General features: G+C 63.9%; 20 protein-coding genes. 15 read left to right on the top strand and 5 right to left on the bottom strand.

The features are described 5' to 3' along the window. Window positions 1-55: 55 nt before the first annotated feature. Complete coding sequence (locus tag ACOKS3_RS28105) at window positions 56-1387, bottom strand: OprD family porin (RefSeq protein ID WP_422764466.1); 1332 nt, start codon at window positions 1385-1387, stop codon at window positions 56-58. Window positions 1388-1887: 500 nt separating this feature from the next. Between ACOKS3_RS28105 and tauA the strand changes: the two genes are divergently transcribed. Genes tauA through tauD form a run of 4 tightly spaced genes read left to right on the top strand, consistent with a single transcriptional unit; the run spans window position 1888 to window position 5391 of the window. After that, window positions 1888-2859, top strand: coding sequence for a taurine ABC transporter substrate-binding protein (tauA, locus tag ACOKS3_RS28110; RefSeq protein ID WP_103448580.1), 972 nt, complete (start codon window positions 1888-1890; stop codon window positions 2857-2859). Window positions 2860-2883: 24 nt separating this feature from the next. After that, window positions 2884-3672 carry a taurine ABC transporter ATP-binding subunit gene (tauB, locus tag ACOKS3_RS28115; protein ID WP_103448579.1) on the top strand — a complete coding sequence of 263 codons (789 nt, stop codon included), beginning with the start codon at window positions 2884-2886 and terminating at the stop codon, window positions 3670-3672. Continuing rightward, a complete protein-coding gene (gene tauC, locus ACOKS3_RS28120; protein ID WP_103448578.1) occupies window positions 3669-4508 on the top strand; it encodes a taurine ABC transporter permease TauC in 840 nt (279 codons plus the stop codon). The genes tauB and tauC overlap by 4 nt, the downstream gene beginning before the upstream one ends. 49 nt (window positions 4509-4557) lie before the next feature. Next, on the top strand, window positions 4558-5391 hold the full coding sequence (tauD, locus tag ACOKS3_RS28125) for a taurine dioxygenase (RefSeq protein ID WP_103449861.1): 834 nt from the start codon (window positions 4558-4560) through the stop codon (window positions 5389-5391). Between the two features lie 105 nt (window positions 5392-5496). Here tauD and betT read toward each other — a convergent pair whose 3' ends face one another. Together betT and epsC are read right to left on the bottom strand one after the other, a co-directional pair. Further along, window positions 5497-7458: a choline transporter BetT gene (betT, locus tag ACOKS3_RS28130; protein ID WP_422764483.1), complete on the bottom strand. Its 1962-nt coding sequence runs from the start codon at window positions 7456-7458 to the stop codon at window positions 5497-5499. A gap of 213 nt (window positions 7459-7671) precedes the next feature. Further along, complete coding sequence (gene epsC / locus ACOKS3_RS28135; RefSeq protein ID WP_103448576.1) at window positions 7672-8604, bottom strand: serine O-acetyltransferase EpsC; 933 nt, start codon at window positions 8602-8604, stop codon at window positions 7672-7674. Window positions 8605-8877: 273 nt separating this feature from the next. On the opposite strand from epsC, the gene tcyJ reads away from it, so the two are divergent. From tcyJ to ACOKS3_RS28180, 9 genes are all read left to right on the top strand, one after another. Beyond that, a complete protein-coding gene (gene tcyJ, locus ACOKS3_RS28140; RefSeq protein ID WP_103448575.1) occupies window positions 8878-9672 on the top strand; it encodes a cystine ABC transporter substrate-binding protein in 795 nt (264 codons plus the stop codon). Beyond that, entirely contained in the window at window positions 9669-10337 is a 669-nt protein-coding gene (gene tcyL, locus ACOKS3_RS28145) for a cystine ABC transporter permease (protein WP_027917633.1), read from the top strand. The genes tcyJ and tcyL overlap by 4 nt, the downstream gene beginning before the upstream one ends. A 1-nt stretch (window position 10338) precedes the next feature. Further along, window positions 10339-11097 (top strand): L-cystine ABC transporter ATP-binding protein TcyN, encoded by a 759-nt coding sequence (gene tcyN / locus ACOKS3_RS28150; protein WP_103448574.1) that lies wholly within the window; start codon window positions 10339-10341, stop codon window positions 11095-11097. A gap of 244 nt (window positions 11098-11341) precedes the next feature. Beyond that, window positions 11342-12583, top strand: a complete 1242-nt coding sequence (locus ACOKS3_RS28155; RefSeq protein ID WP_103448573.1) for an SfnB family sulfur acquisition oxidoreductase — start codon at window positions 11342-11344, stop codon at window positions 12581-12583. Between the two features lie 51 nt (window positions 12584-12634). Next, complete coding sequence (locus ACOKS3_RS28160; RefSeq protein WP_422764467.1) at window positions 12635-13816, top strand: SfnB family sulfur acquisition oxidoreductase; 1182 nt, start codon at window positions 12635-12637, stop codon at window positions 13814-13816. Continuing rightward, complete coding sequence (locus ACOKS3_RS28165) at window positions 13816-15207, top strand: LLM class flavin-dependent oxidoreductase (RefSeq protein WP_422764468.1); 1392 nt, start codon at window positions 13816-13818, stop codon at window positions 15205-15207. The genes ACOKS3_RS28160 and ACOKS3_RS28165 overlap by 1 nt, the downstream gene beginning before the upstream one ends. Then, entirely contained in the window at window positions 15200-16000 is an 801-nt protein-coding gene (locus ACOKS3_RS28170; protein ID WP_103448571.1) for a MetQ/NlpA family ABC transporter substrate-binding protein, read from the top strand. The genes ACOKS3_RS28165 and ACOKS3_RS28170 overlap by 8 nt, the downstream gene beginning before the upstream one ends. A gap of 1 nt (window position 16001) precedes the next feature. After that, on the top strand, window positions 16002-17111 hold the full coding sequence (locus ACOKS3_RS28175; protein WP_103448570.1) for a methionine ABC transporter ATP-binding protein: 1110 nt from the start codon (window positions 16002-16004) through the stop codon (window positions 17109-17111). Then, the gene (locus ACOKS3_RS28180; protein WP_103448569.1) at window positions 17101-17745 is read left to right on the top strand and encodes a methionine ABC transporter permease; all 645 of its coding nucleotides are present in this window, start codon (window positions 17101-17103) and stop codon (window positions 17743-17745) included. Before ACOKS3_RS28175 ends, ACOKS3_RS28180 begins: the two co-directional genes overlap by 11 nt. Window positions 17746-18032: 287 nt before the next feature. Here the strand turns inward: ACOKS3_RS28180 and dibA are convergent, their stop codons facing one another. Next, entirely contained in the window at window positions 18033-19928 is a 1896-nt protein-coding gene (gene dibA / locus ACOKS3_RS28185) for a phosphodiesterase DibA (RefSeq protein WP_103448568.1), read from the bottom strand. A gap of 147 nt (window positions 19929-20075) precedes the next feature. Between dibA and desA the strand changes: the two genes are divergently transcribed. Together desA and ACOKS3_RS28195 are read left to right on the top strand one after the other, a co-directional pair. Continuing rightward, complete coding sequence (gene desA / locus ACOKS3_RS28190; protein WP_422764469.1) at window positions 20076-21257, top strand: delta-9 fatty acid desaturase DesA; 1182 nt, start codon at window positions 20076-20078, stop codon at window positions 21255-21257. A 141-nt stretch (window positions 21258-21398) separates the two neighbouring features. Continuing rightward, the gene (locus ACOKS3_RS28195) at window positions 21399-22385 is read left to right on the top strand and encodes a GGDEF domain-containing protein (protein ID WP_422764484.1); all 987 of its coding nucleotides are present in this window, start codon (window positions 21399-21401) and stop codon (window positions 22383-22385) included. Window positions 22386-22428: 43 nt separating this feature from the next. Here the strand turns inward: ACOKS3_RS28195 and ACOKS3_RS28200 are convergent, their stop codons facing one another. Further along, complete coding sequence (locus ACOKS3_RS28200; RefSeq protein ID WP_422764470.1) at window positions 22429-23724, bottom strand: HDOD domain-containing protein; 1296 nt, start codon at window positions 23722-23724, stop codon at window positions 22429-22431. Between the last annotated feature and the right edge of the window lie 120 nt (window positions 23725-23844).

Here is a 23844-nt window from a genome sequence, read left to right on the forward strand (position 1 = left end):
AATCGCGGCCATAAAAAAGCCTCGCACTAGGCGAGGCTTTTGGTGTGGCTACGACTTACAGGAAGCTGTAAGTGTAGTTCACGATGAAGCGAGTCTGATCCTGGTCGGCGCTGGCTTCGTTGCTGCCACCACGGTAGACGCCCTGACGCAGGCTGAAGCCCAAGCCTTTGAGGGTGCCTTGCTGAATGGTGTAGTCGACGCGTGCGTCACGTTCCCATTCGTTGTAGGTGCCGTGGCCGCTCTTGTAGCGAATGTCGTCACCACGCAGGTAGGCAACCGAAGCCTTCAGGCCTGGAACGCCCAGCGAGGCGAAGTCATAGGAGTACTGACCGAAGTTGGTGTTCTCGCCAGCACGGGCGAACTGGTTGATCATGCTGTCGGTGAACAGGTAGAAGCTGGAACCACCAGCACCTTCGTTGCGGCCGTTGCCGTCAACCACACTGCCTTGGTTCAGCCAGACGAAACCGCCGTCATCGCTGACTTGCTGACGACCGAGCATCAGCGCATGGCCACCGAGGGTGTAGGTGAACATGGCAGACCAGGTCTTGTTGTCGACCTTGCCAGTGTTCTTGGCATAGCCACCGTTGTTGTTGAAGTTGTAGCCGCCGCCGTGACCGTTGTTGCCGTCGCTGCTGCTGTCGAAGTAGCGCAGGTCGGTTTTGAACGACTGGTCGTCAGCGATCTTGAAGACGTGGGTCGCGCCCAGGAAGTGCTGCTTGTAGAAGTCTTCCAGGTTCGAGTAGTAGTACTGCAGGGTCAGGTCTGGAGTGAGCTTGTAGTCCAGGCCGCCGAAGCGGAACTTGTTGCTGTCGGCAGTGGCGCCGGCGACCGACAGGCCGGTGCGGTTGCTCGAAGCACGACCCATGGCGTGGGTCAGCTGACCGGCGTTGACGGTCAGGTTATCGATTTCCTTCGACTGGATGGTGCCACCCTCGAAGGTCTGCGGCAGCAGACGACCGTCGTTGGACACCAGGATCGGCAGGTTTGGCGCCAGGGCGCTACCGAAGTGAACCTCGGTCTTCGAGAAGCGGGCCTTGGCGTTGGCGCCGAAGCGTGTCCACTGGTCTACAGCCGAACCGTCGCTGTCGCTTGGGAAGAAGCTGCTGTTATCCGGGTGCTTGCCGCGACCGCCATCCAGGTGAATACCCCACAGGGCCTGGGCGTCGACACCGAAACCAACGGTGCCTGGGGTGAAACCGGAGATGTAGTCGAGCTTGAAGCCCTGACCCGATTCACGGTTGTCGTTACCGCCATCGCGGTTATCGTTGTTGAAGTACATGGTGCGCGAGCTCAGCGACAGTTTGCTGTCTTCAACGAAACCGGCAGCGCCTGCTGTTTGGGCGAAAACCCCCAGTGCCACGGCCACGGCCAGGCTGGACTTGTACATGTTTTGCTCCTCTACGTTCTAATTCTTGTGTATCTCTGGCGGCAGGATCTGTTGCCCCGCTCAACCGTGGATGGGCGATTAGCCCCAAAGCGTGACCATTAAGTCAATAGTTTCTAAACGTTTCTCGACTTTGGTCTAAGACGCCCCCTGCGCTACAGGATAATGACAATCCTATAAATCCAAAATGACCGTTTTATGAATTAGTAAGATTTTTACGGAATATCGTAGGAACCTTTACTGCGAAAAGTTGTATCGGCGCTGTCAATCATACCTTTAGGTTATTTGCAAACGTTTGCCGACCAGCAACCGGTCACACACCCTTACGAAGGGAAAAAAGATTAGCAGCGGATCGCCGTTGCGCCAGGTGCCTTTTCCGGCTATGGCGAGCGTTAAAGCGTTTGGCTCCTAAGCTAATTCTAAAAAGTTATTTATTTTCTATTTCTTAGATCATTTAGCCTTGTCGTCATCCAATACATCCATTGCCTGACGAGAGGTTCACCATGATCCCGCATGCTCCGCTGCGCCTGTTCGCCGCCCTGACCCTCGCCAGCGCCAGCTGGTTGGCCCAGGCCGCCGACCTCACCGTTGCCTACCAGACCACCGTCGACCCGGCCAAGGTGGCCCAGGTCGATGGCAACTACGAAAAAGCCAGCAAGGCCAGCATCGACTGGCGCAAGTTCGATAACGGCGCGGACGTGATCACCGCCGTGGCCAGCGGCGACGTGCAGATCGGTTACCTCGGCTCCAGCCCGCTGGCTGCCGCAGCGACCCGCAAGCTGCCGGTCGAGACCTTCCTCATCGCCACCCAGATCGGTGCCGGCGAGGCCCTGGTCGCCCGCGACAGCATCAAGACCCCGCAGGACCTGATCGGCAAGAAAGTCGCCGTGCCGTTCGTTTCCACTGGCCACTACAGCCTGCTGGCCGCGCTGAAAAGCTGGAACATCGACCCATCCAAAGTACAGATCCTCAACCTCGCGCCACCGGCGATCATTGCCGCCTGGAAGCGCGGAGACATCGACGCCACCTACGTCTGGGACCCGGCCCTGGGCGTGGCCAAGGAAAACGGCAAGGTGCTGATCACCTCGGGCGAACTGGCCGAAAAAGGCGCACCGACCTTCGATGCCTGGATCGTGCGTAAGGACTTCGCCGCCAAGCACCCAGAGGTGGTCAAGGCTTTCGCCAAGGTCACCCTCGACGCCTACGCCGACTACCGCAAGGACCCTCAAGCCTGGCTGGCCAACCCGGACAACGTCGCCAAGCTGGCCAAGCTGTCCGGCGCCAAACTGGCTGATATCCCGGTGCTGCTGCAGGGCAACGTCTACCCGCTGGCCGCCGACCAAACCAGGGAACTAGGCGCACCCACCACCCAGGCGCTGACCGACACGGCCACCTTCCTCAAGCAGCAAGGCAAGGTCGACGCGGTGCTGCCGGACTACTCGCCGTACGTCAGCGCCCAGTACATCCCCAACTAAGACTGCAACCGCACGGAGCCTGCCATGGCCTTGCTCGAACTGGAGCGCATCAGCGCACAGTACCCCGGCGCCACCGCCCCGGTGCTGGCCGACATCAACCTGAGCCTGGGGCCGCGCCAACTGCTGGTGGCCCTCGGGCCATCCGGCAGTGGCAAGACCTCGCTGCTGAACCTGATCGCCGGCTTCGTCGCCCCGAGCAGCGGGCGCATCACCCTCGACGGCATGCCGGTACAGGGCCCGGGGGCCGAGCGTGGCGTGGTGTTCCAGGATGATGCCCTGCTGCCTTGGCAGAACGTGCTGGGCAATGTCGCCTTTGGCCTGGAGCTGGCCGGAGTGCCACGCGAACAGCGTGAGGCCAAGGCCCGCGAGATGCTGGCCCTGGTCGACCTCGACGGCTTCGGCGAGCGGCGCATCTGGCAACTGTCCGGTGGCCAGAAGCAGCGCGTGGGGCTGGCCCGGGCACTGGCCGCCGACCCGCGGGTGCTGCTGATGGACGAACCGTTCGGCGCCCTCGATGCCTTCACCCGTGAGCAGATGCAGGAGCTGCTGCTGCAGGTCTGGCAGCGCACCGCCAAACCGGTATTCCTGATTACCCACGACATCGAGGAAGCGGTGTTCCTCGCCAGCGAGCTGGTGCTGCTGGCCCCAAACCCCGGCCGCGTGGTCGAGCGCCTGCAGCTGGACTTCGGCCAGCGCTATGCCGCTGGCGAGTCGGCCCGGGCGATCAAGTCCGATCCACGCTTCATCGAGACCCGCGAGCATGTACTGGCCCGCGTGTTCTCCCAACGCCAAAACCTGCAGGAGCGCGCATGAGCAGCCTGGATCTGCCGGTCGCCGGCAAACGCGACAATCAAACCCGGCCCGCCCCCCGGGCCCGCCGCCCATTGTCTACCCGCTGGATCAGCGCCCTGACCTTGGCCAGCCTGCTGCTCGCCTGGTGGCTGGTGACGGCCGCAGGCTGGATCGAGCCGCTGTTCCTGCCCTCGCCCAGCGACATCCTGGCCAAGGCCTGGACCCTGCTCACCCAGGGCTACATGGACGCCAGCCTGTGGCAGCACCTGGGCGCCAGCCTGGGCCGCATAGGCCTGGCCCTGGTCGCCGCGACCTTGACTGCCATCCCGGTCGGCATCGCCATCGGCTACAACCGTGTGGCCCGTGGCATCCTCGACCCGCTGATCGAGTTCTACCGGCCGATCCCGCCGCTGGCCTACCTGCCGCTGATCGTCATCTGGTGCGGCATCGGCGAGCTGTCCAAGGTGCTGCTGATCTACCTGGCGATCTTCGCCCCGATTGCCATCGCCACCGCCACCGGCGTGCGCACCGTCGACCCGGCCAAGCTGCGCGCGGCGCAGTCGCTGGGCGCAACCAAGGTGCAGCTGATCCGCCACGTGATCCTGCCCAGCGCTCTGCCCGACATTCTGACCGGCATCCGCATCGGCCTCGGGGTCGGTTGGTCGACCCTGGTCGCCGCCGAGCTGATCGCTGCCACCAGCGGCCTGGGTTTCATGGTGCAGTCGGCGGCGCAGTTCCTGGTCACCGACGTGGTGGTGCTGGGCATCCTGCTGATCGCCTTGATCGCCTTCGCCCTGGAAATGGGCCTGCGCGCCCTGCAACGCAAGCTGGTGCCCTGGCACGGGCAGAGCCACTGAATTCCTGTTGACCACGCCAGCAGCCTGGCGCCTGATTGAAGAGACCGACATGAGCCTGACCATCACTCCCCTCAGCCCGGCGCTCGGCGCACAGATCAGCGGCGTGGACATCAGCCGCGACATCACCGCCGAACAGCGCGATGCCATCGAGCAGGCGCTGCTTCAGCACCAGGTGCTGTTCTTCCGCGACCAGCCGATCAACCCGGAGCAACAGGCGCGCTTCGCCGCCCGTTTCGGCGACCTGCACATCCACCCGATCTACCCCAACGTGCCAGAGACGCCGCAGGTGCTGATCCTCGACACGGCAGTCACCGATGTGCGCGACAACGCCGTGTGGCACACCGACGTGACGTTCCTGCCGACCCCGGCGCTGGGCGCGGTGCTCAGCGCCAAGCAGTTGCCGGCCTACGGCGGCGACACCTTGTGGGCCAGCGGTATCGCTGCGTTCGAAGCCTTGTCGGCGCCGCTGCGCGAGATGCTCGATGGCCTGACCGCCACCCACGACTTCACCAAGTCGTTCCCGCTGGAGCGCTTTGGCACCACCGCCGAGGACCTGGCGCGCTGGGAAGTGGCCCGGCGCAACAACCCGCCGTTGTCGCACCCGGTGGTGCGCACGCATCCGGTGAGCGGGCGCAAGGCGTTGTTTGTCAATGAAGGGTTCACCACGCGCATCAATGAGCTGAGCGAGCTGGAAAGCGAGGCGCTGCTGAAGCTGCTGTTCGCCCATGCGACGCGGCCGGAGTTCAGCATTCGCTGGCGTTGGCAGGAGAATGACGTGGCGTTCTGGGACAACCGCGTGACCCAGCATTTTGCGGTGGATGATTACCGGCCCAATCGGCGGGTGATGCACCGGGCCACAATCCTCGGAGATGCGCCCTTCTGAATGGTTTCCCTGCTCTGGCCTCTTCGCGGGACAAGCCCGCTCTTACAGGAATCGTATTGCCCTTGTAGGAGCGGGCTTGTCCCGCGAAGAGGCCGGTACAGACTACTACCTGACCAGATGCAGGAACTGCATGTGCCGCTCGTACTGGTCGAGGATGTCGTTGATGATCTGCTCCTTGCTGTAGCCCACCAGGTCATAGTTCTGGCTGCCTTCGCTCAGGTGCACCTCGGCCCGGTAGTACCGGCGGTTCTTCAACTCCTGCGTGCCCAGCCCACCCAACGCGAACGACGGCGTGAAGTAGCCACGCATCTGCACCTGGTAGATGAACGGCTGTTCCTCGCCATGGCCAACCTTCAGGCTGACGTTGTCATGGCTCGGATCGTCCTGGGTCACCAGCACCAGGCCCTTCTGCTCGAACACCTCACGCACTTCGGCTATCGCCGGGCGTACCACGTCGTCCATGAAGCGGTACACCTCGTCCCGCGACGGGAAATGCACGGCCTGGCTCAGGCGTTGACGCCAGCCACCACGACCACGGCGTGACTGGGCGAACGGTGCCAGCGAGTGCATCTGCGCGATCTGCCGCTGGCTCTCCAGGTAGAAGGCCTTGTGCAACCCCCACATCATGCACAGCAAGATCAGCGAGAACGGCAGCGAGGTCAGCACCACCGCGGACTTCAGCGAATCGATACTGCCCGCGAACAACAGGCCGCTGGTGATCAGCGCAGTCATCGCGCCCCAGAAGATGCGCAACCAGTTCGGCCCGTCTTCATCAGCACCGCCGCCCTTGGCGGACAGGGTCGACAGCACCACGGTGCCGGAGTCGGCCGAGGTGACGAAGAACACGAAGCTGATGAACACCGTCACGGCAATCACCGTCTTGCTCCACGGGTAAGTTTCCAGCAGCAGGTACAGGCTCATCGACGGGTTGTCCAACGCCGACTGGCCGAGCGCGGTCATGCCGTGGTTGATCACCTGGTCCAGCGCGCTGTTGCCGAAGATCGACATCCACGCCAGGGTGAAGCCCAACGGGATCAGCAGCACGCCGAAAACGAACTCACGGATGGTGCGGCCACGCGAGATGCGCGCGATGAACAAGCCCACGAACGGCGCCCAGGCAATCCACCAGGCCCAGTAGAACACCGTCCAGCCACCCAGCCAGTCACGTTGCTCGCCATAGGCGTACACGTCGAAGCTCTTGCGCGGCAAGGCACCGAGGTAATCGCCGAGGTTCTGGATCAGGGTATTGAACAGGTGCTGGGTGGGCCCGGCGAACAGCACGAACAGCAGCAATGCACAGGCCAGGAACAGGTTGATGTCGCTCATCACCCGCACGCCCTTTTCCACACCCGCCACGGCTACCGCCACCGCCGCGCCCATCATCAGCGCGATGAGGATCACCTGCACCCACTGGCTGTGGCTGATGCCGAACAGGTAGTCGAGGCCGGCGTTCAGGTGCAGCACACCAAAGCCCATGTCGGCGCCCAGGCCGAACACCGTGGCAATGATGCCGAAGCCGTCGACGGCATAGCCGATCGGGCCATTGATACGTTTGCCGATCAGCGGATACAGCGCCGAACGCAGGGCCAGCGGCAGGTTGTGCCGGTAGGCGAAGTAGGCCAGCGCCATGCCGACGAAGGCGAACACGCCCCAGCCATGCAGGCCCCAGTGCAGGAACAGGATCTCCATTGCCTGGCGCCCGGCCTCGGCCGTGCCCCCTTCACCCTGGGGCGGGGTGAGCATGTGGGTCAGCGGTTCGGACACGCAGAAGAAGAACAGCGTGATGCTGATACCGGCGGCGAACAACATGCCGGCCCAGGACAAATAGCTGAACTCGGGCTCGTCATGGTCGGCCCCGAGCTTGATCTTGCCGTAGCCAGACAAGGCCGTGACCACCACGAACACCAGATACAGGGTCATGGCCAGCATGTAGTACCAGCCGACCGTGTTGGCCGCCCAGTTCTGCGCCGCCAGCAACCACTCACCGGATGCCTGCGGGAAGGCGACGACCACCAGGCCGAAGATAAGAATGAAACTAGCCGCGAAGTAGAACACCGGCGGGTTCATGCGGATCTTGCCATTGGCAAGGGATGGGGACGGTGCACTCATGAAACAGGCACCTCGTCGATCGACGTGAGGTTCGGAATGAACGGGTTCAGCAAAGGAATCCTCCTGTTGAACACCGGCAGCGGACCAGCGTTTTTCATTGAACAAGCGTTCAAGTTAAACATGGATCGGCTTTCAAAGCGAACCGGGGCGCCGATTGGCGCCCCTTGTGAATCAGTTCTTGTCCTGGCAATCCAGTTGCAGGTTGGCCTGGGTGATGTTGCTATCGGCCGGCACACTGCGGGTCAGCCAGACGTTACCGCCAATGGTCGAGCCCTTGCCGATGGTAATGCGCCCCAGGATCGTCGCCCCGGCATAGATCACCACATCGTCCTCGACGATCGGGTGGCGTGGCAGCCCTTTGTGCAGCGTCCCAGACTCATCGCTTGGGAAGCGCTTGGCGCCCAGGGTAACCGCCTGATAGATGCGCACCCGCTCACCGATGATCGCGGTCTCGCCAATCACTACGCCGGTACCGTGGTCGATGAAGAAGCTCTGGCCGATCTGCGCGCCGGGATGAATGTCGATACCGGTGGCCGAATGCGCCAGCTCCGAGCTGATCCGCGCCAGCAGCGGCAGGCCTGCCTTGTAAAGGTGGTGAGCCAGACGGTGATGGATGATCGCCAGGATCCCCGGATAGCACAGCAGTACCTCGTCAACGCTACGCGCCGCCGGGTCGCCGTGATAGGCCGCAAGCACATCGGTATCGAGCAGCACACGCAGGCCCGGCAAGGCCGCCGCGAAGTCCTGGATCAGGCGCAAGGCCTGGGCGTCGATACCCTGCAGTTCCGTCCTGCTCTGGCGGGCGGCGTAGCGCAGTTCCAGCCGCGCCTGCGCGAGCAAGGCCGTCAGCGCCGCGTCGAGGGTATGGCCAACATAGAAGTCCTCGCTCTCTTCACGCAGGTCTACCGGGCCCAGGCGCATCGGGAACAGCGCCCCGCACAGCTGTTCGAGAATCTGCCGCATGGCCTCGCGCGAAGGCAGCTCGCGCCCGCCCTGTTCGCCACTGCTGCGGCCATTGCGGCTGCGCCATTGCTCGCGGGCACCGCGCAGGCCACTGACAATGCTGTGCAGTTGCCAGTGCCCAGATGAAGGTTGTTCGCTCACGATGTTCTCCTGCCGAAGGTGGCCAATCTGTCGTTATGCGTTCCACTCTACGGCAAATCTGTCCCTTGGAAAAAACAACGCTTTATTCCATCCTGCGCTAAGTCGGGCATAAGCCGCGATGACGGCGGCACTATCCTGGCCTACCCTCAAAGCAGCCAAAACCTGGCATAGATCAAAATGGAAATAACAAAATAAGTTTTTATTATTTCCTGGCCTATCAAGCCAACTCTATAGTCGCCACCCACTACTTCAACAACAAGCGCGGGGCCTGACATGTCGAAATTTGCCAAACCGCTTCTCAACGCCAGCCTGGCCATCCTGCTGGGTGCCGGCCTGCTCGGCCAGGCCTTTGCCGGCGAGCAACTGAAGACCATCGAGGAAAAAGGCGTGATCAACGTCGGCCTTGAGGGTACGTACCCGCCGTTCAGCTTCCAGGATGAAAACGGCAAGCTGACCGGCTTCGAGGTGGAGCTGTCCGAATTGCTGGCCAAGGAGCTGGGGGTCAAGGCCAAGATCCAGCCGACCAAATGGGACGGCATCCTCGCCGCGCTGGAATCCAAGCGCCTGGACGTGGTGGTCAACCAGGTGACCATATCCGAGGAGCGCAAGAAGAAGTACGACTTCTCCGAGCCCTACACCATCTCCGGCATCCAGGCGCTGGTCCTGAAGAAGAAGGCCGAGCAGCTGAACATCAAGAGTGCGCAGGACCTGGCCGGCAAGAAGGTTGGCGTGGGCCTTGGCACCAACTACGAGCAATGGGTGAAGCAGGACGTGCCGAAGGCTGACGTGCGCACCTATGAGGACGACCCGAGCAAATTCGCCGACCTGCGCAACGGCCGCATCGACGCCATCCTGATCGACCGCCTGGCTGCGCTGGAATACGCCCAGAAGGCCAAGGACACCGAGCTGGCTGGCGACGCCTTCTCGCGCCTTGAAAGCGGCGTGGCCCTGCGCAAAGGTGAGCCTGAGCTGCTGGCCGCGATCAACAAGGCCATCGACAAGCTCAAGGCCGACGGCACGCTGGCCAAGCTGTCGGAGAAATACTTCGGTGCCGATGTCACCAAATGATCGCTGAAAGCCTGCAACTCGTTGCCGACTCCACGCCCTTCCTGCTGAAGGGCGCGGGCTATACGGTGCTGCTCAGTGTTGGCGGCATGTTCTTCGGCCTGGTACTGGGCTTTGCCCTGGCACTGATGCGGCTGTCGAAGATCCTGCCGCTGAACTGGCTGGCCCGGGTCTACGTGTCGTTCTTCCGCGGCACGCCGCTGCTGGTGCAGCTGTTCGTGATCTACTTCGGCATGCCGCAGATCGGTATCGAGCTCGACCCGATTCCGGCCTCGCTGATCGGCCTGTCTTTGAACATGGCGGCCTACATCTGCGAAATCCTGCGTGCGGCGATCTCCTCGATCGACCGCGGCCAGTGGGAAGCCGCAGCCAGCATCGGCATGACCCGCACCCAGGCCATGCGCCGGGCGATCCTGCCCCAGGCACTGCGCACCGCGCTGCCACCGCTGGGCAACAGCTTCATCTCGCTGGTCAAGGACACCGCCCTGGCAGCGACCATCCAGGTGCCCGAGCTGTTCCGCCAGGCGCAGCTGATTACCGCGCGCACCTTCGAAGTGTTCACCATGTACCTGGCCGTTGCCGTGATCTACTGGATCCTCTGCAGCATCCTCGCGCACTTCCAGAACCGCATGGAAGCGCGGGTCAACCAGCACGACCAGGAGCAATGAGATGATCGTCGCCAAAGGCCTGACCAAGCAGTTCAAGGGCCAGACCGTGCTCAACGGTATCGACCTGACCGTGCAACCCGGTGAAGTGGTGGCCATCATCGGCCCCAGCGGCTCGGGCAAGACCACCTTCCTGCGGTGCCTCAACCTGCTGGAAACCCCGGATGCCGGGCAGATCCAGATCGGTGACATCAGCATCGATGCCAACCGCCCGCTCGCCGGCCAACAAAGTGCGATCCGCCGCCTGCGCCAGCAGGCTGGCTTCGTGTTCCAGAACTTCAACCTGTTCCCCCACCGCACCGCGTTGGAAAACGTCATCGAAGGCCCGGTGATCGTCAAGAAGACGCCTCGCGAACAGGCCATCGACCTGGGCCGGCGGTTGCTGGCCAAGGTCGGCCTGGCGGGCAAGGAAGACGCCTACCCGCGGCGTCTTTCCGGCGGCCAGCAGCAGCGCGTGGCGATTGCCCGTGCGCTGGCCATGGAACCTGAAGTGATCCTGTTCGACGAACCCACCTCGGCCCTCGACCCGGAGCTGGTCGGCGAGGTGCTGGCGACCATCCGCGGCCTGGCCGAGGAGAAGCGCACCATGATCATCGTTACCCACGAGATGAGCTTTGCCAGGGACGTGGCCAATCGGGTGATCTTCTTCGACAAGGGTGTGATCGTGGAACAGGGCGAGGCCAAGGCGCTGTTCGCCAATCCGAAGGAAGAGCGTACCCGGCAGTTCCTGCGCAAGTTCCTCGGGACTGCTGCCTCCGAATAAACCTTCGCTGGCCCTTTCGCGGGACAAGCCCGCTCCTACAGGCGGCACGATCACCTGTAGGAGCGGGCTTGTTCCGCGAAGAGGCCGGCACATCCAATGCAAATCCCTCTTCTATAAATATTCCAAAAAGTTAGTTCATAAACTTTTAATAAGCCTTTAGGGTATATGAACCGGACCACCGGACCAGCAAATGTCTGTCGCCATCAGCTGAAGCGACGCATCCACTTTGTGAGGTTCGGTTCTGATGACCACCCAGCCAAATACCCAATTCCACAGTGACCTCGACAGCTCGCCCCTGCTGCTGCCGGCCAAGGTCCTGCGCAACGATGCCGAGGCCCTGCAAGCCGCCCGCGAACTGGCCGAAAGTGCCCGCGAGCAGGCCGCCCGTCGTGACCAGCAACGCAAGCTGCCCTGGGCAGAAATCGAACAGTTCACCCGCAGTGGCCTTGGCAGCATCAGCGTGCCCAAGGCCCATGGCGGCCCGGACGTCTCGTTTGAAACTGTCGCCGAGGTGTTCCGCCTGATCAGCGCCGCCGACCCGGCCCTGGGGCAGATCCCGCAGAACCAGTTCGGCATGCTGCAACTGCTGCGCCTGACCGCTACCGAGGCCCAGCAGGCGCTGATCTTCCGCAACGTGCTGGACGGCTGGCGCATCGGCAATGCCGGCCCCGAGCGCGGCACCAAGGACACCCTGACGCTCAAGGCCAGGATCACCCGCAGCGGTGACGGCTATCGCATCAGCGGTGAAAAGTTCTATTCCACCGGCGCGCTGTTCGCCCATTGGGTGGCGGTCAAGGCGCTGGACGACGAAGGCCGCCAGCGCCTGGCCTTCGTCCGCCGCGGCAGCCCGGGGCTACGTATCGTCGACGACTGGTCCGGCTTCGGCCAGCGCACCACTGCCAGCGGTACCGTGCTGCTCGACCAGGTACCGGTCGATGCCGAGCTGGTCATCGACAATTGGCGCCAGCGCGATCTCCCCAATATCCAGGGCGCGGCCTCGCAGCTGATTCAGGCGGCGATCGATGCCGGCATCGCCGAGGCCGCCATCGACGACGCCATCACCTTCGTCCGCGAAAAGTCCCGGCCGTGGATCGAGGCCAAGGTCGAGCGCGCCAGCGATGACCCTTACGTGATTGCCGACATCGGCCGCCTGAAGCTTGAGCTGCATGCCGCCGAGGCGCTGCTGCGCAAGGCCGCGCGCGTGCTCGACGAGGTCAATGCCGGGCCGGTCGATGCCGCTGCCGCAGCGCGGGCGTCGATTGCCGTGGCCGAGGCCAAGGTGCTGACCACCGAGATCTCGCTGCAGGCCAGCGAGAAGCTGTTCGAGCTGGCGGGCAGCCGCGCAAGCCTGGCCGAGTTCAACCTCGACCGGCACTGGCGCAATGCCCGGGTGCATACCCTGCACGACCCGGTACGCTGGAAGTACCACGCGATTGGCGCCTATCACCTCAACGGCACCCTGCCCGCCCGGCATTCCTGGATCTGACTTGAGGCCCTTGGGGGCTGCTTTGCAGCCCCAATGGCCCCGGAGAACACCATGACAACATCAGTTATAACCAGCGACGCCCAGGCACTTTCCGTCGCCGAGCACATCGCCCAGCAACTCAAACGCGACAGCGCCCTGCGCGACCGCGAACGCCGCCTGCCCCACGCCGAGCTGGAGCTGTTCACCCGCTCCGGCCTGTGGGCCATCAGCGTCCCCAAAACCTTCGGCGGCGCGGGCGTGTCCAATATCACTCTGGCCCAGGTCATCGCCCGCATCGCCCAGGCCGATGCCTCCCTCGGCCAGATTCCCCAGAATCACTTCTACGCCCTCGAAGTGCTGCGGGTAAACGGCAGTCCCGAGCAGCAGCGGCGCCTCTACGCCGAAGTGCTGGCCGGCCGCCGCTTCGGTAACGCCCTGGCCGAACTGGGCACGAAAACCGCCCACGATCGCACCACCCGCCTGACCCGCGACGGCGCCGGCTACCGCGTCAACGGCCGCAAGTTCTACGCCACCGGCGCGCTGTATGCCCAGCGCATCCCGACCTCGGTGATCGACGACCAGGGCCGCCAGCAGTTGGCTTTCGTCCCTGCCGACAGCCAGGGCCTGCTGGTGATCGACGACTGGAGCGGCTTCGGCCAGCGCACCACCGGCAGCGGCTCGGTGACCTTCGACAACGTCTGGGTCGATGCCAACGACGTGGTGCCGTTCCAGAGTGCCTTCGAGCGCCCGACACCGGTCGGCCCGTTGGCGCAGATTCTCCACGCGGCCATCGACACCGGTATCGCCCGCGCCGCGCTGGATGATGCCCTGCACTTCGTGCGCACACGCAGCCGACCGTGGGTCGACTCCGGCCTGGACAAGGCCAGCGACGACCCGCTGACCCTGAAAAGCTTCGGCCAGCTGGTGAGCCGCCTGCATGCCGCTGAAGCGTTGCTCGAACGCGCCGGCGAGTTCCTCGACCGCGCCCAGGCCGACAGCAATGCCGACACCGTCGCCGCTGCCTCCATTGCCGTTGCCGAAGCACGGGCAATCAGCACGGAAGTCTCCCTCGCCGCCGGCACCACGCTATTCGAACTGGCCGGTAGCCAGGCCACCCTGGCCGAGCACAACCTCGACCGCCACTGGCGCAACGCCCGTGTGCACACCCTGCACGACCCGGTGCGCTGGAAGTACCACGCCATCGGCAACTACTACCTGAACCAGGAAAACCCACCACGCCGGGGGACCATCTGATGGCCAGGCAGATCTTGCTCAATGCCTTCAACATGAACTGCATCGGGCACATCAACCACGGCCTGTGGACCCACCCACGGGACACCTCGACCCGGTACAAGACCCTGGAATACTGGACCGACCTGGCGCGCCTGCTCGAGCGCGGGCTGTTCGACGGCCTGTTCATCGCCGACATCGTCGGCACCTACGACATCTACGGCAACTCCGTGGACGTCACCCTGAAGGAGTCGATCCAGCTGCCGGTCAACGACCCGCTGCTGCTGGTCTCGGCCATGGCCGCCACCACCCGCCACCTGGGCTTCGGCCTCACCGCCAACCTCACCTACGAGGCGCCATACCTGTTCGCCCGGCGCCTCTCCACCCTCGACCACCTGAGCAACGGCCGGGTCGGCTGGAACATCGTCACCGGTTACCTCGATAGCGCCGCCCGCGCCATGGGCCTGGAGCAACAGCCCGAGCACGACCGCCGCTACGACCAGGCCGACGAATACCTGCAGGTGCTGTACAAGCTGCTGGAGGGCAGCTGGGCCGATGATGCCGTGGTCAACGACCGCCAACGCCGGGTGTACGCCGAGCCAAGCAAGGTGCGCAAGGTCCGCCACCAGGGCGAGTTCTACAAGGTCGAGGGCTACCACCTGTGCGAACCCTCGCCACAGCGTACGCCGGTGTTGTTCCAGGCGGGCAGTTCGCCGCGCGGCCTGGCCTTCGCTGGCAACCATGCCGAGTGCGTGTTCATCAGCGGCCAGGACAAGGCCGCCACCCGCGCCCAGGTCGACAAGGTCCGCGCGGCTGCCCGGGCCGCCGGCCGCGATCCGCAGGCGGTGAAGGTGTTCATGGGTATCACCGTGATCGTCGCCCCCACCGAGCAACAGGCCCAGGCCAAGCATGCCGAGTATCTGCAGCATGCCAGCGCGGAAGCCGGCGTGGCGCACTTCGCCGCCTCTACCGGCATCGACTTCGCCGCCTACGGGCTGGACGAGCCGATTGGCGCCAGTAAGGGCAACGCCATCCAGTCGGCCACCCGCCAGCTGCAGGAGAACGCCTGGACCCGCCGCCGTCTACTGGAGCAACACGCCCTTGGCGGGCGCTATGTAACCCTGGTCGGCGCGCCCGATCAGGTAGCCGAACAGCTGATCGCCTGGATCGACGAAACCGGCCTGGACGGCTTCAACCTGACCCGCACCGTCACCCCGGAAAGCTATGAGGACTTCATCGAGCTGGTGATCCCGCAACTGCAGCAACGTGGCCGCTACAAGACCGCCTACGCCGACGGCACCCTGCGCGAGAAGCTTTTTGCCAGCGACCACCCGCACCTGCCCGCCGACCACCCAGGTTCCACCTACCGCAACACCCCAACCCCTACCCCGACTGGATCCCTGCACCATGCTTGAAAAACTGTTCCGGCCCGTCGCGGCCATCGCCATCACCTTCGGCCTGTCCACCAGCGCCTTCGCTGCCGAGCCGCTGAAGATCGGCACCACCGCGGCCTTCGCCATCCCCCTGGAAGCGGCGGTGGAAGAAGCCCACAAGCAGGGTCTGGAGGTGAAGCTGATCGAGTTCAGCGACTGGATCGCGCCGAATGTCAGCCTCAACAGCGGCGACATCGACGTGAACTACTTCCAGCACATTCCCTTCCTGGAGAACGCCAAGGCTGCGGCCGGTTTCAATCTGGTGCCCTATGCCCCGGGCATCATCAACAACGTCGGCCTGTACTCGAAAAAGTACAAAAGCTTCGCCGACCTGCCCGAAGGCGCCAGCGTGGCCATCGCCAACGACCCGATCAACAGCGGCCGCGGCCTGCAGCTGCTGGCCAAGGCTGGCTTGATCACCCTCAAGCCGGGGGTAGGTTACAAGGCTACCGAAGATGACATCGTCGCCAACCCGAAGCAGCTGAAGATCCTTCAAGTCGAAGCCGTGCAACTGGTGCGTGCCTACGATGATGCCGACCTGGTCCAGGGCTACCCGGCCTACATCCGCCTGGCCAACAGCTTCGATGCCACTTCGGCTTTGCTGTTCGATGGCCTGGAAAACAAGGAGTACGTGATCCAGTTCGTCATCCGCCCGCAGAGCAAGGACGACCCGCGCCTGGCCAGGTTCGTCGACATCTACCAACACTCGCCTGCCGTGCGTTCGGCCTTGAACAAGGCCCATGGCAGCCTGTACCAGGCCGGTTGGGAGGGCTGACATGAGCCAGGCCAGCGCGCTCCGGGCGCTCACCACACAACCCTCTCCGACTACGGCCAGGGAGCAGGCCCTGCGCCCGGAGGCCAACGAAGCCCATGTGCGCTTCATCGGCCTGGGCAAGACCTACGCTGGCCAGCAACTGCCAGCGCTGCACGGCATCGACCTGAATATCCGCCGTGGCGAGATCTTCGGCATCATCGGCCGCAGTGGTGCGGGCAAGTCATCGCTGCTGCGCACCATCAACCGCCTCGAGCAGCCGAGCCAGGGCCGTGTACTGATCGACCAGGTGGACATCGCCCCCTTTGACGAGGATCGCCTGGTAGCCCTGCGCCGACGTATCGGCATGATCTTCCAGCACTTCAACCTCATGTCGGCCAAGACAGTGTGGCAGAACGTCGAGCTGCCGCTGAAGGTGGCCGGCGTGGCCAAGGCCGAGCGCCAGCGCAAGGTCCGAGAGCTACTGGAGCTGGTGGGTTTGCAGGAAAAATATCACGTCTACCCGGCGCAGCTGTCCGGCGGGCAGAAGCAGCGGGTCGGCATTGCCCGGGCGCTGGTGCATGACCCGGAAATTCTGCTGTGCGACGAAGCCACTTCGGCGCTGGACCCCGAAACTACTGCATCGATCCTCGAACTGCTGCGCGACATCAACCAGCGCCTGGGGCTGACCGTGGTGCTGATCACCCACGAGATGGCAGTGATCCGCGACATCTGTCACCGCGTGGTGGTGCTGGAGCGTGGCGCGATCGTCGAGCAGGGCGAAGTCTGGCGCGTGTTCGGCAGCCCACGCCATGAGGTTACCCGCACCCTGCTGGCACCGTTGCAGGCCAAGCTGCCCGCGGCTTTACAGGCAAACCTTCGCGCCAGCCCGGCGGGCCGTGACAGCGCAGTGGTGCTCAAACTCACACTGCTTGGCGAGCCGGCGCTATCCGACCTGTTCGCCGAACTGGGCGGGCGCGTGCGCCTGCTTCAGGGCGGTGTGGAGACCATCGGGGAACATGCGCTCGGGCAGCTGATCCTGTCGATTCAGGGCTCGCCGCATGACACCCATCAATTGCTCGAACGCGCCCGCCGCTGGGCCGAAGACGTAGAGGTACTGGGCCATGTGGTTTGATCGCTTGCTCGAAGGCCTGCTCGACACCCTGCTGATGGTGGGCGTGTCCTCGCTGGTCGCGCTGCTGCTGGGGGTGCCAATGGCGATACTGCTGGTCACCAGCGACAAGGGCGGGATCTTCGAGGCACCGCTGCTGAACCGGGTGCTGGGCGCCTTCGTCAACCTGTTCCGCTCGATCCCGTTCCTGATCCTGATGGTCGCGCTGATCCCCTTCACCCGGCTGGTGGTGGGCACCACCTATGGTGTGTGGGCCGCCGTGGTGCCACTGACCATCGCCGCGACGCCGTTCTTCGCACGGATTGCCGAGGTGAGCCTGCGCGAGGTCGACCACGGCTTGGTGGAGGCAGCGCAGGCCATGGGTTGCCGGCGTTGGCACATCGTCTGGCATGTGCTGCTGCCAGAAGCACTGTCGGGGATCGTGGGCGGGTTCACCATTACCCTGGTGACGCTGATCAATTCTTCGGCGATGGCCGGGGCGATTGGCGCGGGTGGGCTGGGGGATATTGCCTATCGGTACGGGTATCAGCGTTTCGACAGCCAGATCATGTTGACCGTGATTGCCATGCTGGTGGCTTTGGTCGCGCTGATCCAGCTGGGTGGGGACCGGTTGGCGAAAGGGTTGAATAAACGCTGAAGTGCCTGACAGGGGGGGTGTGGCGCCTGTGAGATCGAGCGCCGCCCGCGCGGCGCATCGCGAGCTTTGCTCGCTCCTACGTTTATTTCGGGCCAATGCCTCCAGTGGGATTTGCGCGCGGACGCCTTGGCGCATGACGCGATATCGCGTCGTACCAACAAGGCGGTCGCGCGCACCTGCCACAGGCGTTACTGGCCAAAAACAAACGTAGGAGCGAGCAAAGCTCGCGATGCGCCGCGCGGGCGGCGCTCGGTTTCACAGGCGCACAAAATCTCTCGCCGTACCCCTCAGCCCCAGCGCAGATCCGCAGCCGGCACCGGCCGCCCGAACCAATACCCCTGCCCCAGCTGGCATTGCTGCTCCAGCAGGAAACGCGCCTGCTCTGCCTGTTCGATCCCCTCGGCATGTACCTGCATGCCCATGCTCCGTGCCAGCGCGACAATCACCCGCACGATGGCGATGTCATCGTCATCCTGCGGCAAGCCGGCCACGAAGCCTTGGTCGATCTTCAGTTTCTGCACCGGCAAGCGCTTGAGCCGCAGCAACGACGAGTACCCCGTGCCGAAGTCATCGATGGCCAGGTTCAGGCCCAGCTCGCGCAGGCGGTGCAGCTGCTCCAGCGCCACCTCCGGGTCTTCCATGACCGCGCTCTCGGTCACTTCCAGCTCCAGCAGCGACGGCTCCAACCCTGTCTGATGCAGCACATCGGCCACCTGCCGGTACAACTCGCGCTGGCCGAACAAGCGGCTGGAAATATTGACGGCAACGAACGCCAGCATGCGCCCATCCTCCCGCCACTGGACCATCTGCCGGCAGGCTTCGCGCAACACCCAGGCATCGATCTCGGCAATCAGGCCGGTGCGCTCGGCGATGGGGATGAAATCGCTCGGCGGCACCAATCCTCGCTGCGGGTGCTGCCAGCGGACCAGTGCCTCGACCCCGACCATCTTCGCTGTAGCCAGATCATGCACCGGCTGGAAGAACACCCGCAGCTCATCTTGGGCCAGCGCCCGGCGCAGCTCGCCCGCGGTTTCCACCCGGTGCTGGGCGTGGGCGGTCAGCTCCTCGGTGTACAGCGCATAGCAGGCACGGCCATTGCCCTTGGCCTTGAACAGCGCCGAATCGGCATTGCGCAACAATTGCTCGGCGCTCAGGGCGTCATTGGGGAACAGGCTGATCCCTACGCTGGCACTGATGAACAGCCGGTGGCCATCAAACTCGAAGGGCTCACGCATGCGCTCGATGATGCCCTGCGCCAACTTGCCGGCCTGACCAACCTGCTGGCAGTTCTCGGCCAGCACGCCAAACTCGTCCCCGCCCAGACGCGCCAGGGTCACGTTGCTGCCCACGGTCTCACGCAGGCGTTCGCCCACCAGCTTGAGCAGCTGGTCGCCGATGGTATGGCCAAGGCCGTCGTTGATGCTCTGAAAGTGATCCAGGTCGAGCAACAGCAAAGCGCAGCCGCGCTTGTTGGCCTGCGCCGAAGCCAGCGCCTGCTCGGCGCGATCGTTGAACAGCAGGCGGTTGGGCAGGCCGGTGAGCGGGTCATGGTGCGCCAGGTAGGCCAGTTCCTGCTCGGAATGCTTGATTGCACTGATGTCGCTGAACACCGCCACGTAATGGCTCAGCTCGCCACTGTCGTCGTGGATGGCGCAGATCGTCTGCCACTGTGGGTAGATTTCACCGCTTTTACGGCGGTTCCAGATCTCGCCGCTCCACTCCCCCTTCTCGGCCAGGGCCGCAAAGATCTGCTGGTAGAACGGCGCGCCGTGGCGGCCCGACTTGAACTTGCTGGGGCGATGGCCCAGCACCTCGTCCTGTTGGTAGCCGGTGATGCGCATGAAGGCCCGATTGACATGCACGATCAGGCCTTGGCGGTCCGTGACCAACACCCCCTCCAGGGTGCTGTCGAACACCGCCGCGGCCATGCGCAGGCGCTCGCGGTCCTCGCTGCGCAAGCGCGCGCCGATACCGATGAAGTTGAGCAGACGGGCACGGGACACAAAGATCAGCAAGGCACTGACCAGTACCCACATCACCACGTTGATCTGCCGGCCCACGGTCAATGCCAGAGGGTCGTCAGACATACTGCGCAGGACCACCTCGGCCAGCACCAGCCAGAGGAACGAGAGCACCACATACAGCGCGGCCATGCGCAAGGCGTCGCGAACGGAAACAGACATGTCGGGGGGGAAAGCCCATGGAAAAGGATGGGGCATTATAAAGGCTGAAACATGCCGTGACTTCCTATCTGAAAGGGTGACTGGTTTTATTTCCCCGCCAAGGGATAATCACCCCTTTCCCCTGCATTCCCGAGGGCTTCTACACCTATGTGGTACAACGGTCTGCTCGACTTGTCGGCCTGGCAACTGGTTGGCGTCACCCTGCTGATGACCCACGCGACCATCGTCAGCGTCACCATCTACCTGCATCGCTACTCCGCCCATCGCGCTCTGGAGCTCAATGGCGCGCTCAAGCACTTCTTCCGTTTCTGGCTGTGGCTGACCACGGCACAGAACACCCGCGAATGGACGGCCGTGCACCGCAAGCACCACGCCAAGTGCGAAACCCCGGACGACCCGCACAGCCCGGTGTACAAGGGCCTGGGCACGGTGCTGCGCAAGGGCGCCGAGCTCTACCGCGAAGAGGCACGCAACCCCGAGACCCTGCGCATCTACGGCAAGAACTGCCCGGAAGACTGGATCGAACGCAATCTCTATTCACGCTACAAGCTCGGCGGCATCGTGCTGATGGCGGTCATCGACCTACTGCTGTTCGGCACCATTGGCATCACCATCTGGGCGGTCCAGATGATGTGGATTCCGTTCTGGGCCGCCGGCGTGGTCAACGGCCTGGGCCATGCGGTCGGCTACCGCAATTTCGAATGCCGCGACGCTGCCACAAACCTGGTGCCGTGGGGTATCGTCATCGGTGGCGAAGAGCTGCACAACAACCACCACACCTACCCCAACTCGGCCAAGCTGTCGGTCAGGCGCTGGGAGTTCGACATGGGCTGGGCGTGGATCCGCCTGTTCTGCCTGCTGCGCCTGGCCAAGGTGCAGCGTGTTGCGCCCATCGCCCACCGCGTCGAGGGCAAGGCCAGCCTGGACATGGACACAGCCATGGCCATCCTCAACAACCGTTTCCAGATCATGGCCCAGTACCGCAAGCTGGTGATCGGCCCGCTGGTCAAGCAGGAGCTGGCCAAGGTCGACGCTTCGGTACGCCACCGCTTCCGTCGTGCCAAGCGGCTGCTGTCGCGTGAAACCAGCCTGCTGGAAGACCGCCACCACGTGCGCATCGAGAGCCTGCTGGCCCACAGCCAGGCACTGAAGACCATCTACGAGAAGCGCCTGGCCCTGCAACAGATCTGGGCCCGCACCAGCGCCAATGGCCACGATATGCTGGCGGCCATGAAGGACTGGGTACACGAGGCCGAGGCCAGCGGCATCCATGCCCTGCACGACTTCGCAGCACAGCTGAAAACCTACTCCCTGCGCCCCACCGCCTGATAGCCGCTGATCGGCACGCCCTGCAACGGGGCGTGCCTGCTGGAACTTCCCCCCTGAAAATCCACTCAAACCCGGCACATCGCCCGCGCGGCGGGCCGGTTCGTGGCCGCGCGCCTTATCAATGAGAACTGCTCCGTGCTCATGGCCAAGAACCTCCCTCCGTCGTTGTCAGGCACCTCGCCTCCCGAAGCTGCGCAAACCTTGCTGGCCCTGCTCCACGCCCAGGGCGAGGTCGCCCGCCTGAGTGAACGCGAACAGCTCTACAGCTCGTTGCTCGACAGCGTCAACGCCGTGCTCTGGGCCTTCGACTGGGAAACCCGCCAGGTGCTCTACGTCAGCCCCGCCTACGAACGCATCTTCGGTCGCCCGGCCAGCCTGGTGCTGGCCGACTACAACGAATGGCGCGACAGCATCTACCCCGATGACCTGGAATTCGCCGAACGCAGCCTGGCCCAGGTGCTGCTCAAGGGCGCAGTGGAAGACCGCGAATACCGCATCCTCAACGCCAGCGGCCAGGTGCGCTGGCTCAGCGACAAGTGCTACATCAACCAGCAGAACGACGGCGACCGAGTGATCATCGTCGGCATCGCCGAAGACATCACCGAAAAGAAGCAGCTCGAAGGCGAATTGCAGCGCCTGGCCACCACCGACGTGCTGACCCAGAGCAGCAACCGCCGGCACTTCTTCGAATGCGCCCAACAGGCCTTTGATAGTGCCCGCGAAGACGGCACGCCACTGGCCTTCCTGTTACTGGACATCGACGACTTCAAGCGCATCAACGATAGCTACGGGCACCAGGAAGGCGACCAGGTGCTACAACGCATCGCCGACAGCGGCAAGGCCGTGCTACGCCGTGGCGACCTGTTCGGGCGAATTGGCGGGGAGCAGTTCGCAGCGGTATTCCCGGGTTGCAACGCACAGGTAGCCGAGCAGATTGCCGAGCGGTTGCAGCGGGAGATTCAGCGGCTGGGCTTCAGCCACGGTCATGAGGCCTACAGCGTTACGGTGAGCCAGGGGCTGACCGGGCTGACGGATGAGGACGAGTCGCTGGACAGCTTGTTCGCCCGTGCCGATGCGGCGATGTATCGGGCCAAGCGGCAGGGCAAGAACCAGATAGTCCGAGGCTGACTGGGGCCGCTTCGCGAAAAGGCTGCGAAGCGGCCCCAGTGTCTCAAGTCGAAGTTTGGTCTTCTGGGGCAGACGGTTCCTCAGCCTTGGCATCCACCACTGGTTCTTTCACTTCCTCCTGCGGCTTCACCTCAGGATTCTCCACCTTGCGCAACCGGCTCAGCTCCGGCAACCCAACCTTCAGCAAGCGCGCGGTCTTGTTGTTGGCGATCTTCTCCAGCCCCTGATCCGCCGGCAAGCGTGCCAGCTGCCCGGCCAGGTTCAAGGCCAGGATCTCTCGCGAATACACCCCGCCCCCCAGCTGGTAGATCGCCGCAATCAGCTCGCGCAGGCTCAGCGGCAAACGCCAGCGGGTACGCAGCGCCGAGCCGAACGCTGCACCGAACTCATTGAGCGATAGCTGCACCCGGTCCTCGTCCAGCTCACCACCGGCCAGCCGCCACTCCTGCAGGCAGCGCAGCACCGCCAGGTCGCCCAGGCAATGCAGCAGGCCGGCGCAATAGCAGCGCTCCTGATCCAGTTCGAGCATGCGCGCCAGCGTGCGGGCGTACTCGGCCGTGTGCAGCGACAGGTTCCAGTAATGCGTGGCGTGTTGCGTCAGCAGCGGGTCGCTCAGCCGTGCACTGCGCTTGAGGGTGAGGCCGAGAATCAGGTTCATGCTCTGGGTGCTGCCGAGCTTGTTCAGCGCCTGCATCAGCGTTTGCACAGGTGCGTCACGGTGCAGGCTGGCGCTGTTGGCAGCGGCGATGAGCACCGCAGTGATCTGCGGGTCGTCGCGCACTTCCTCTTCGAGCACCCTGAGGTTCAGGCCCTGCGGGTTGAGTGCACGCTTGATCGCCACCTGCACATCGGCGAACAGCGGCCCGCCGTCGGCGGTGGCGCGGCGTTGCTCGAGATAGGCCGGCAGGTTGGCGCCAGGCTGCAACGGCGGCACCGGGCAGGCGATCTGCTCGCCCACGGCCAGCAGCAGTTCTTCCAGGCTCTTGCGCAGCTTGTCCAGGTTCAGCGGTTTGCTCAGGTAAGCCGTGGGGTGCAGCGGCAATGCTTCGCGCACGCTGGCGCTATCGCTGCGGTCGCTCATGAGGATGAACGGCAGCCCCGGACCTTTGGCGCGCACCTTGCGCAGCAGGTCGAGACCATCGAGCCCCGCCAGTTCACGGGCCGCGATGATCAGGTCAGGTTTGCTGGCCAGCGCCGTGAGCGCCTGCGAGCCATCGGCGCAGACTTGCAAGCGGGCGTCGCAACGCACGCTGAGCAGCATTTCGCTCAGCATTTCGCGCACCCAAGGGTCGCCTTCGGCGATCAATACGCAAGGTGGGGTGGGGTCTGCAGCACTCATGGTCAACTCCTGGTTATCCCTGACACACAGTCCTTCGCAGCTTCCGAGGCGAATCCTGTCACCACCATAGCTTCACCCGGCTTTTCTGGGCACAAAAAAAACCCGCCTAGGCGGGTTTTT

Source organism: Pseudomonas sp. HS6-2 (assembly GCF_049325675.2).
Classification (GTDB): domain Bacteria; phylum Pseudomonadota; class Gammaproteobacteria; order Pseudomonadales; family Pseudomonadaceae; genus Aquipseudomonas; species Aquipseudomonas putida_N.

Bases quoted from the DNA above. Each gene is read 5' to 3' on its own strand.
- ACOKS3_RS28105 (WP_422764466.1), bottom strand. From the start codon at position 1,387: ATGTACAAGTCCAGCCTGGCCGTGGCCGTGGCACTGGGGGTTTTCGCC.
- tauA (WP_103448580.1), top strand. From the start codon at position 1,888: ATGATCCCGCATGCTCCGCTGCGCCTGTTCGCCGCCCTGACCCTCGCC.
- tauB (WP_103448579.1), top strand. From the start codon at position 2,884: ATGGCCTTGCTCGAACTGGAGCGCATCAGCGCACAGTACCCCGGCGCC.
- tauC (WP_103448578.1), top strand. From the start codon at position 3,669: ATGAGCAGCCTGGATCTGCCGGTCGCCGGCAAACGCGACAATCAAACC.
- tauD (WP_103449861.1), top strand. From the start codon at position 4,558: ATGAGCCTGACCATCACTCCCCTCAGCCCGGCGCTCGGCGCACAGATC.
- betT (WP_422764483.1), bottom strand. From the start codon at position 7,458: ATGAACCCGCCGGTGTTCTACTTCGCGGCTAGTTTCATTCTTATCTTC.
- tcyJ (WP_103448575.1), top strand. From the start codon at position 8,878: ATGTCGAAATTTGCCAAACCGCTTCTCAACGCCAGCCTGGCCATCCTG.
- tcyL (WP_027917633.1), top strand. From the start codon at position 9,669: ATGATCGCTGAAAGCCTGCAACTCGTTGCCGACTCCACGCCCTTCCTG.
- tcyN (WP_103448574.1), top strand. From the start codon at position 10,339: ATGATCGTCGCCAAAGGCCTGACCAAGCAGTTCAAGGGCCAGACCGTG.
- ACOKS3_RS28155 (WP_103448573.1), top strand. From the start codon at position 11,342: ATGACCACCCAGCCAAATACCCAATTCCACAGTGACCTCGACAGCTCG.
- ACOKS3_RS28160 (WP_422764467.1), top strand. From the start codon at position 12,635: ATGACAACATCAGTTATAACCAGCGACGCCCAGGCACTTTCCGTCGCC.
- ACOKS3_RS28165 (WP_422764468.1), top strand. From the start codon at position 13,816: ATGGCCAGGCAGATCTTGCTCAATGCCTTCAACATGAACTGCATCGGG.
- ACOKS3_RS28170 (WP_103448571.1), top strand. From the start codon at position 15,200: ATGCTTGAAAAACTGTTCCGGCCCGTCGCGGCCATCGCCATCACCTTC.
- ACOKS3_RS28175 (WP_103448570.1), top strand. From the start codon at position 16,002: ATGAGCCAGGCCAGCGCGCTCCGGGCGCTCACCACACAACCCTCTCCG.
- ACOKS3_RS28180 (WP_103448569.1), top strand. From the start codon at position 17,101: ATGTGGTTTGATCGCTTGCTCGAAGGCCTGCTCGACACCCTGCTGATG.
- dibA (WP_103448568.1), bottom strand. From the start codon at position 19,928: ATGTCTGTTTCCGTTCGCGACGCCTTGCGCATGGCCGCGCTGTATGTG.
- desA (WP_422764469.1), top strand. From the start codon at position 20,076: ATGTGGTACAACGGTCTGCTCGACTTGTCGGCCTGGCAACTGGTTGGC.
- ACOKS3_RS28195 (WP_422764484.1), top strand. From the start codon at position 21,399: ATGGCCAAGAACCTCCCTCCGTCGTTGTCAGGCACCTCGCCTCCCGAA.
- ACOKS3_RS28200 (WP_422764470.1), bottom strand. From the start codon at position 23,724: ATGAGTGCTGCAGACCCCACCCCACCTTGCGTATTGATCGCCGAAGGC.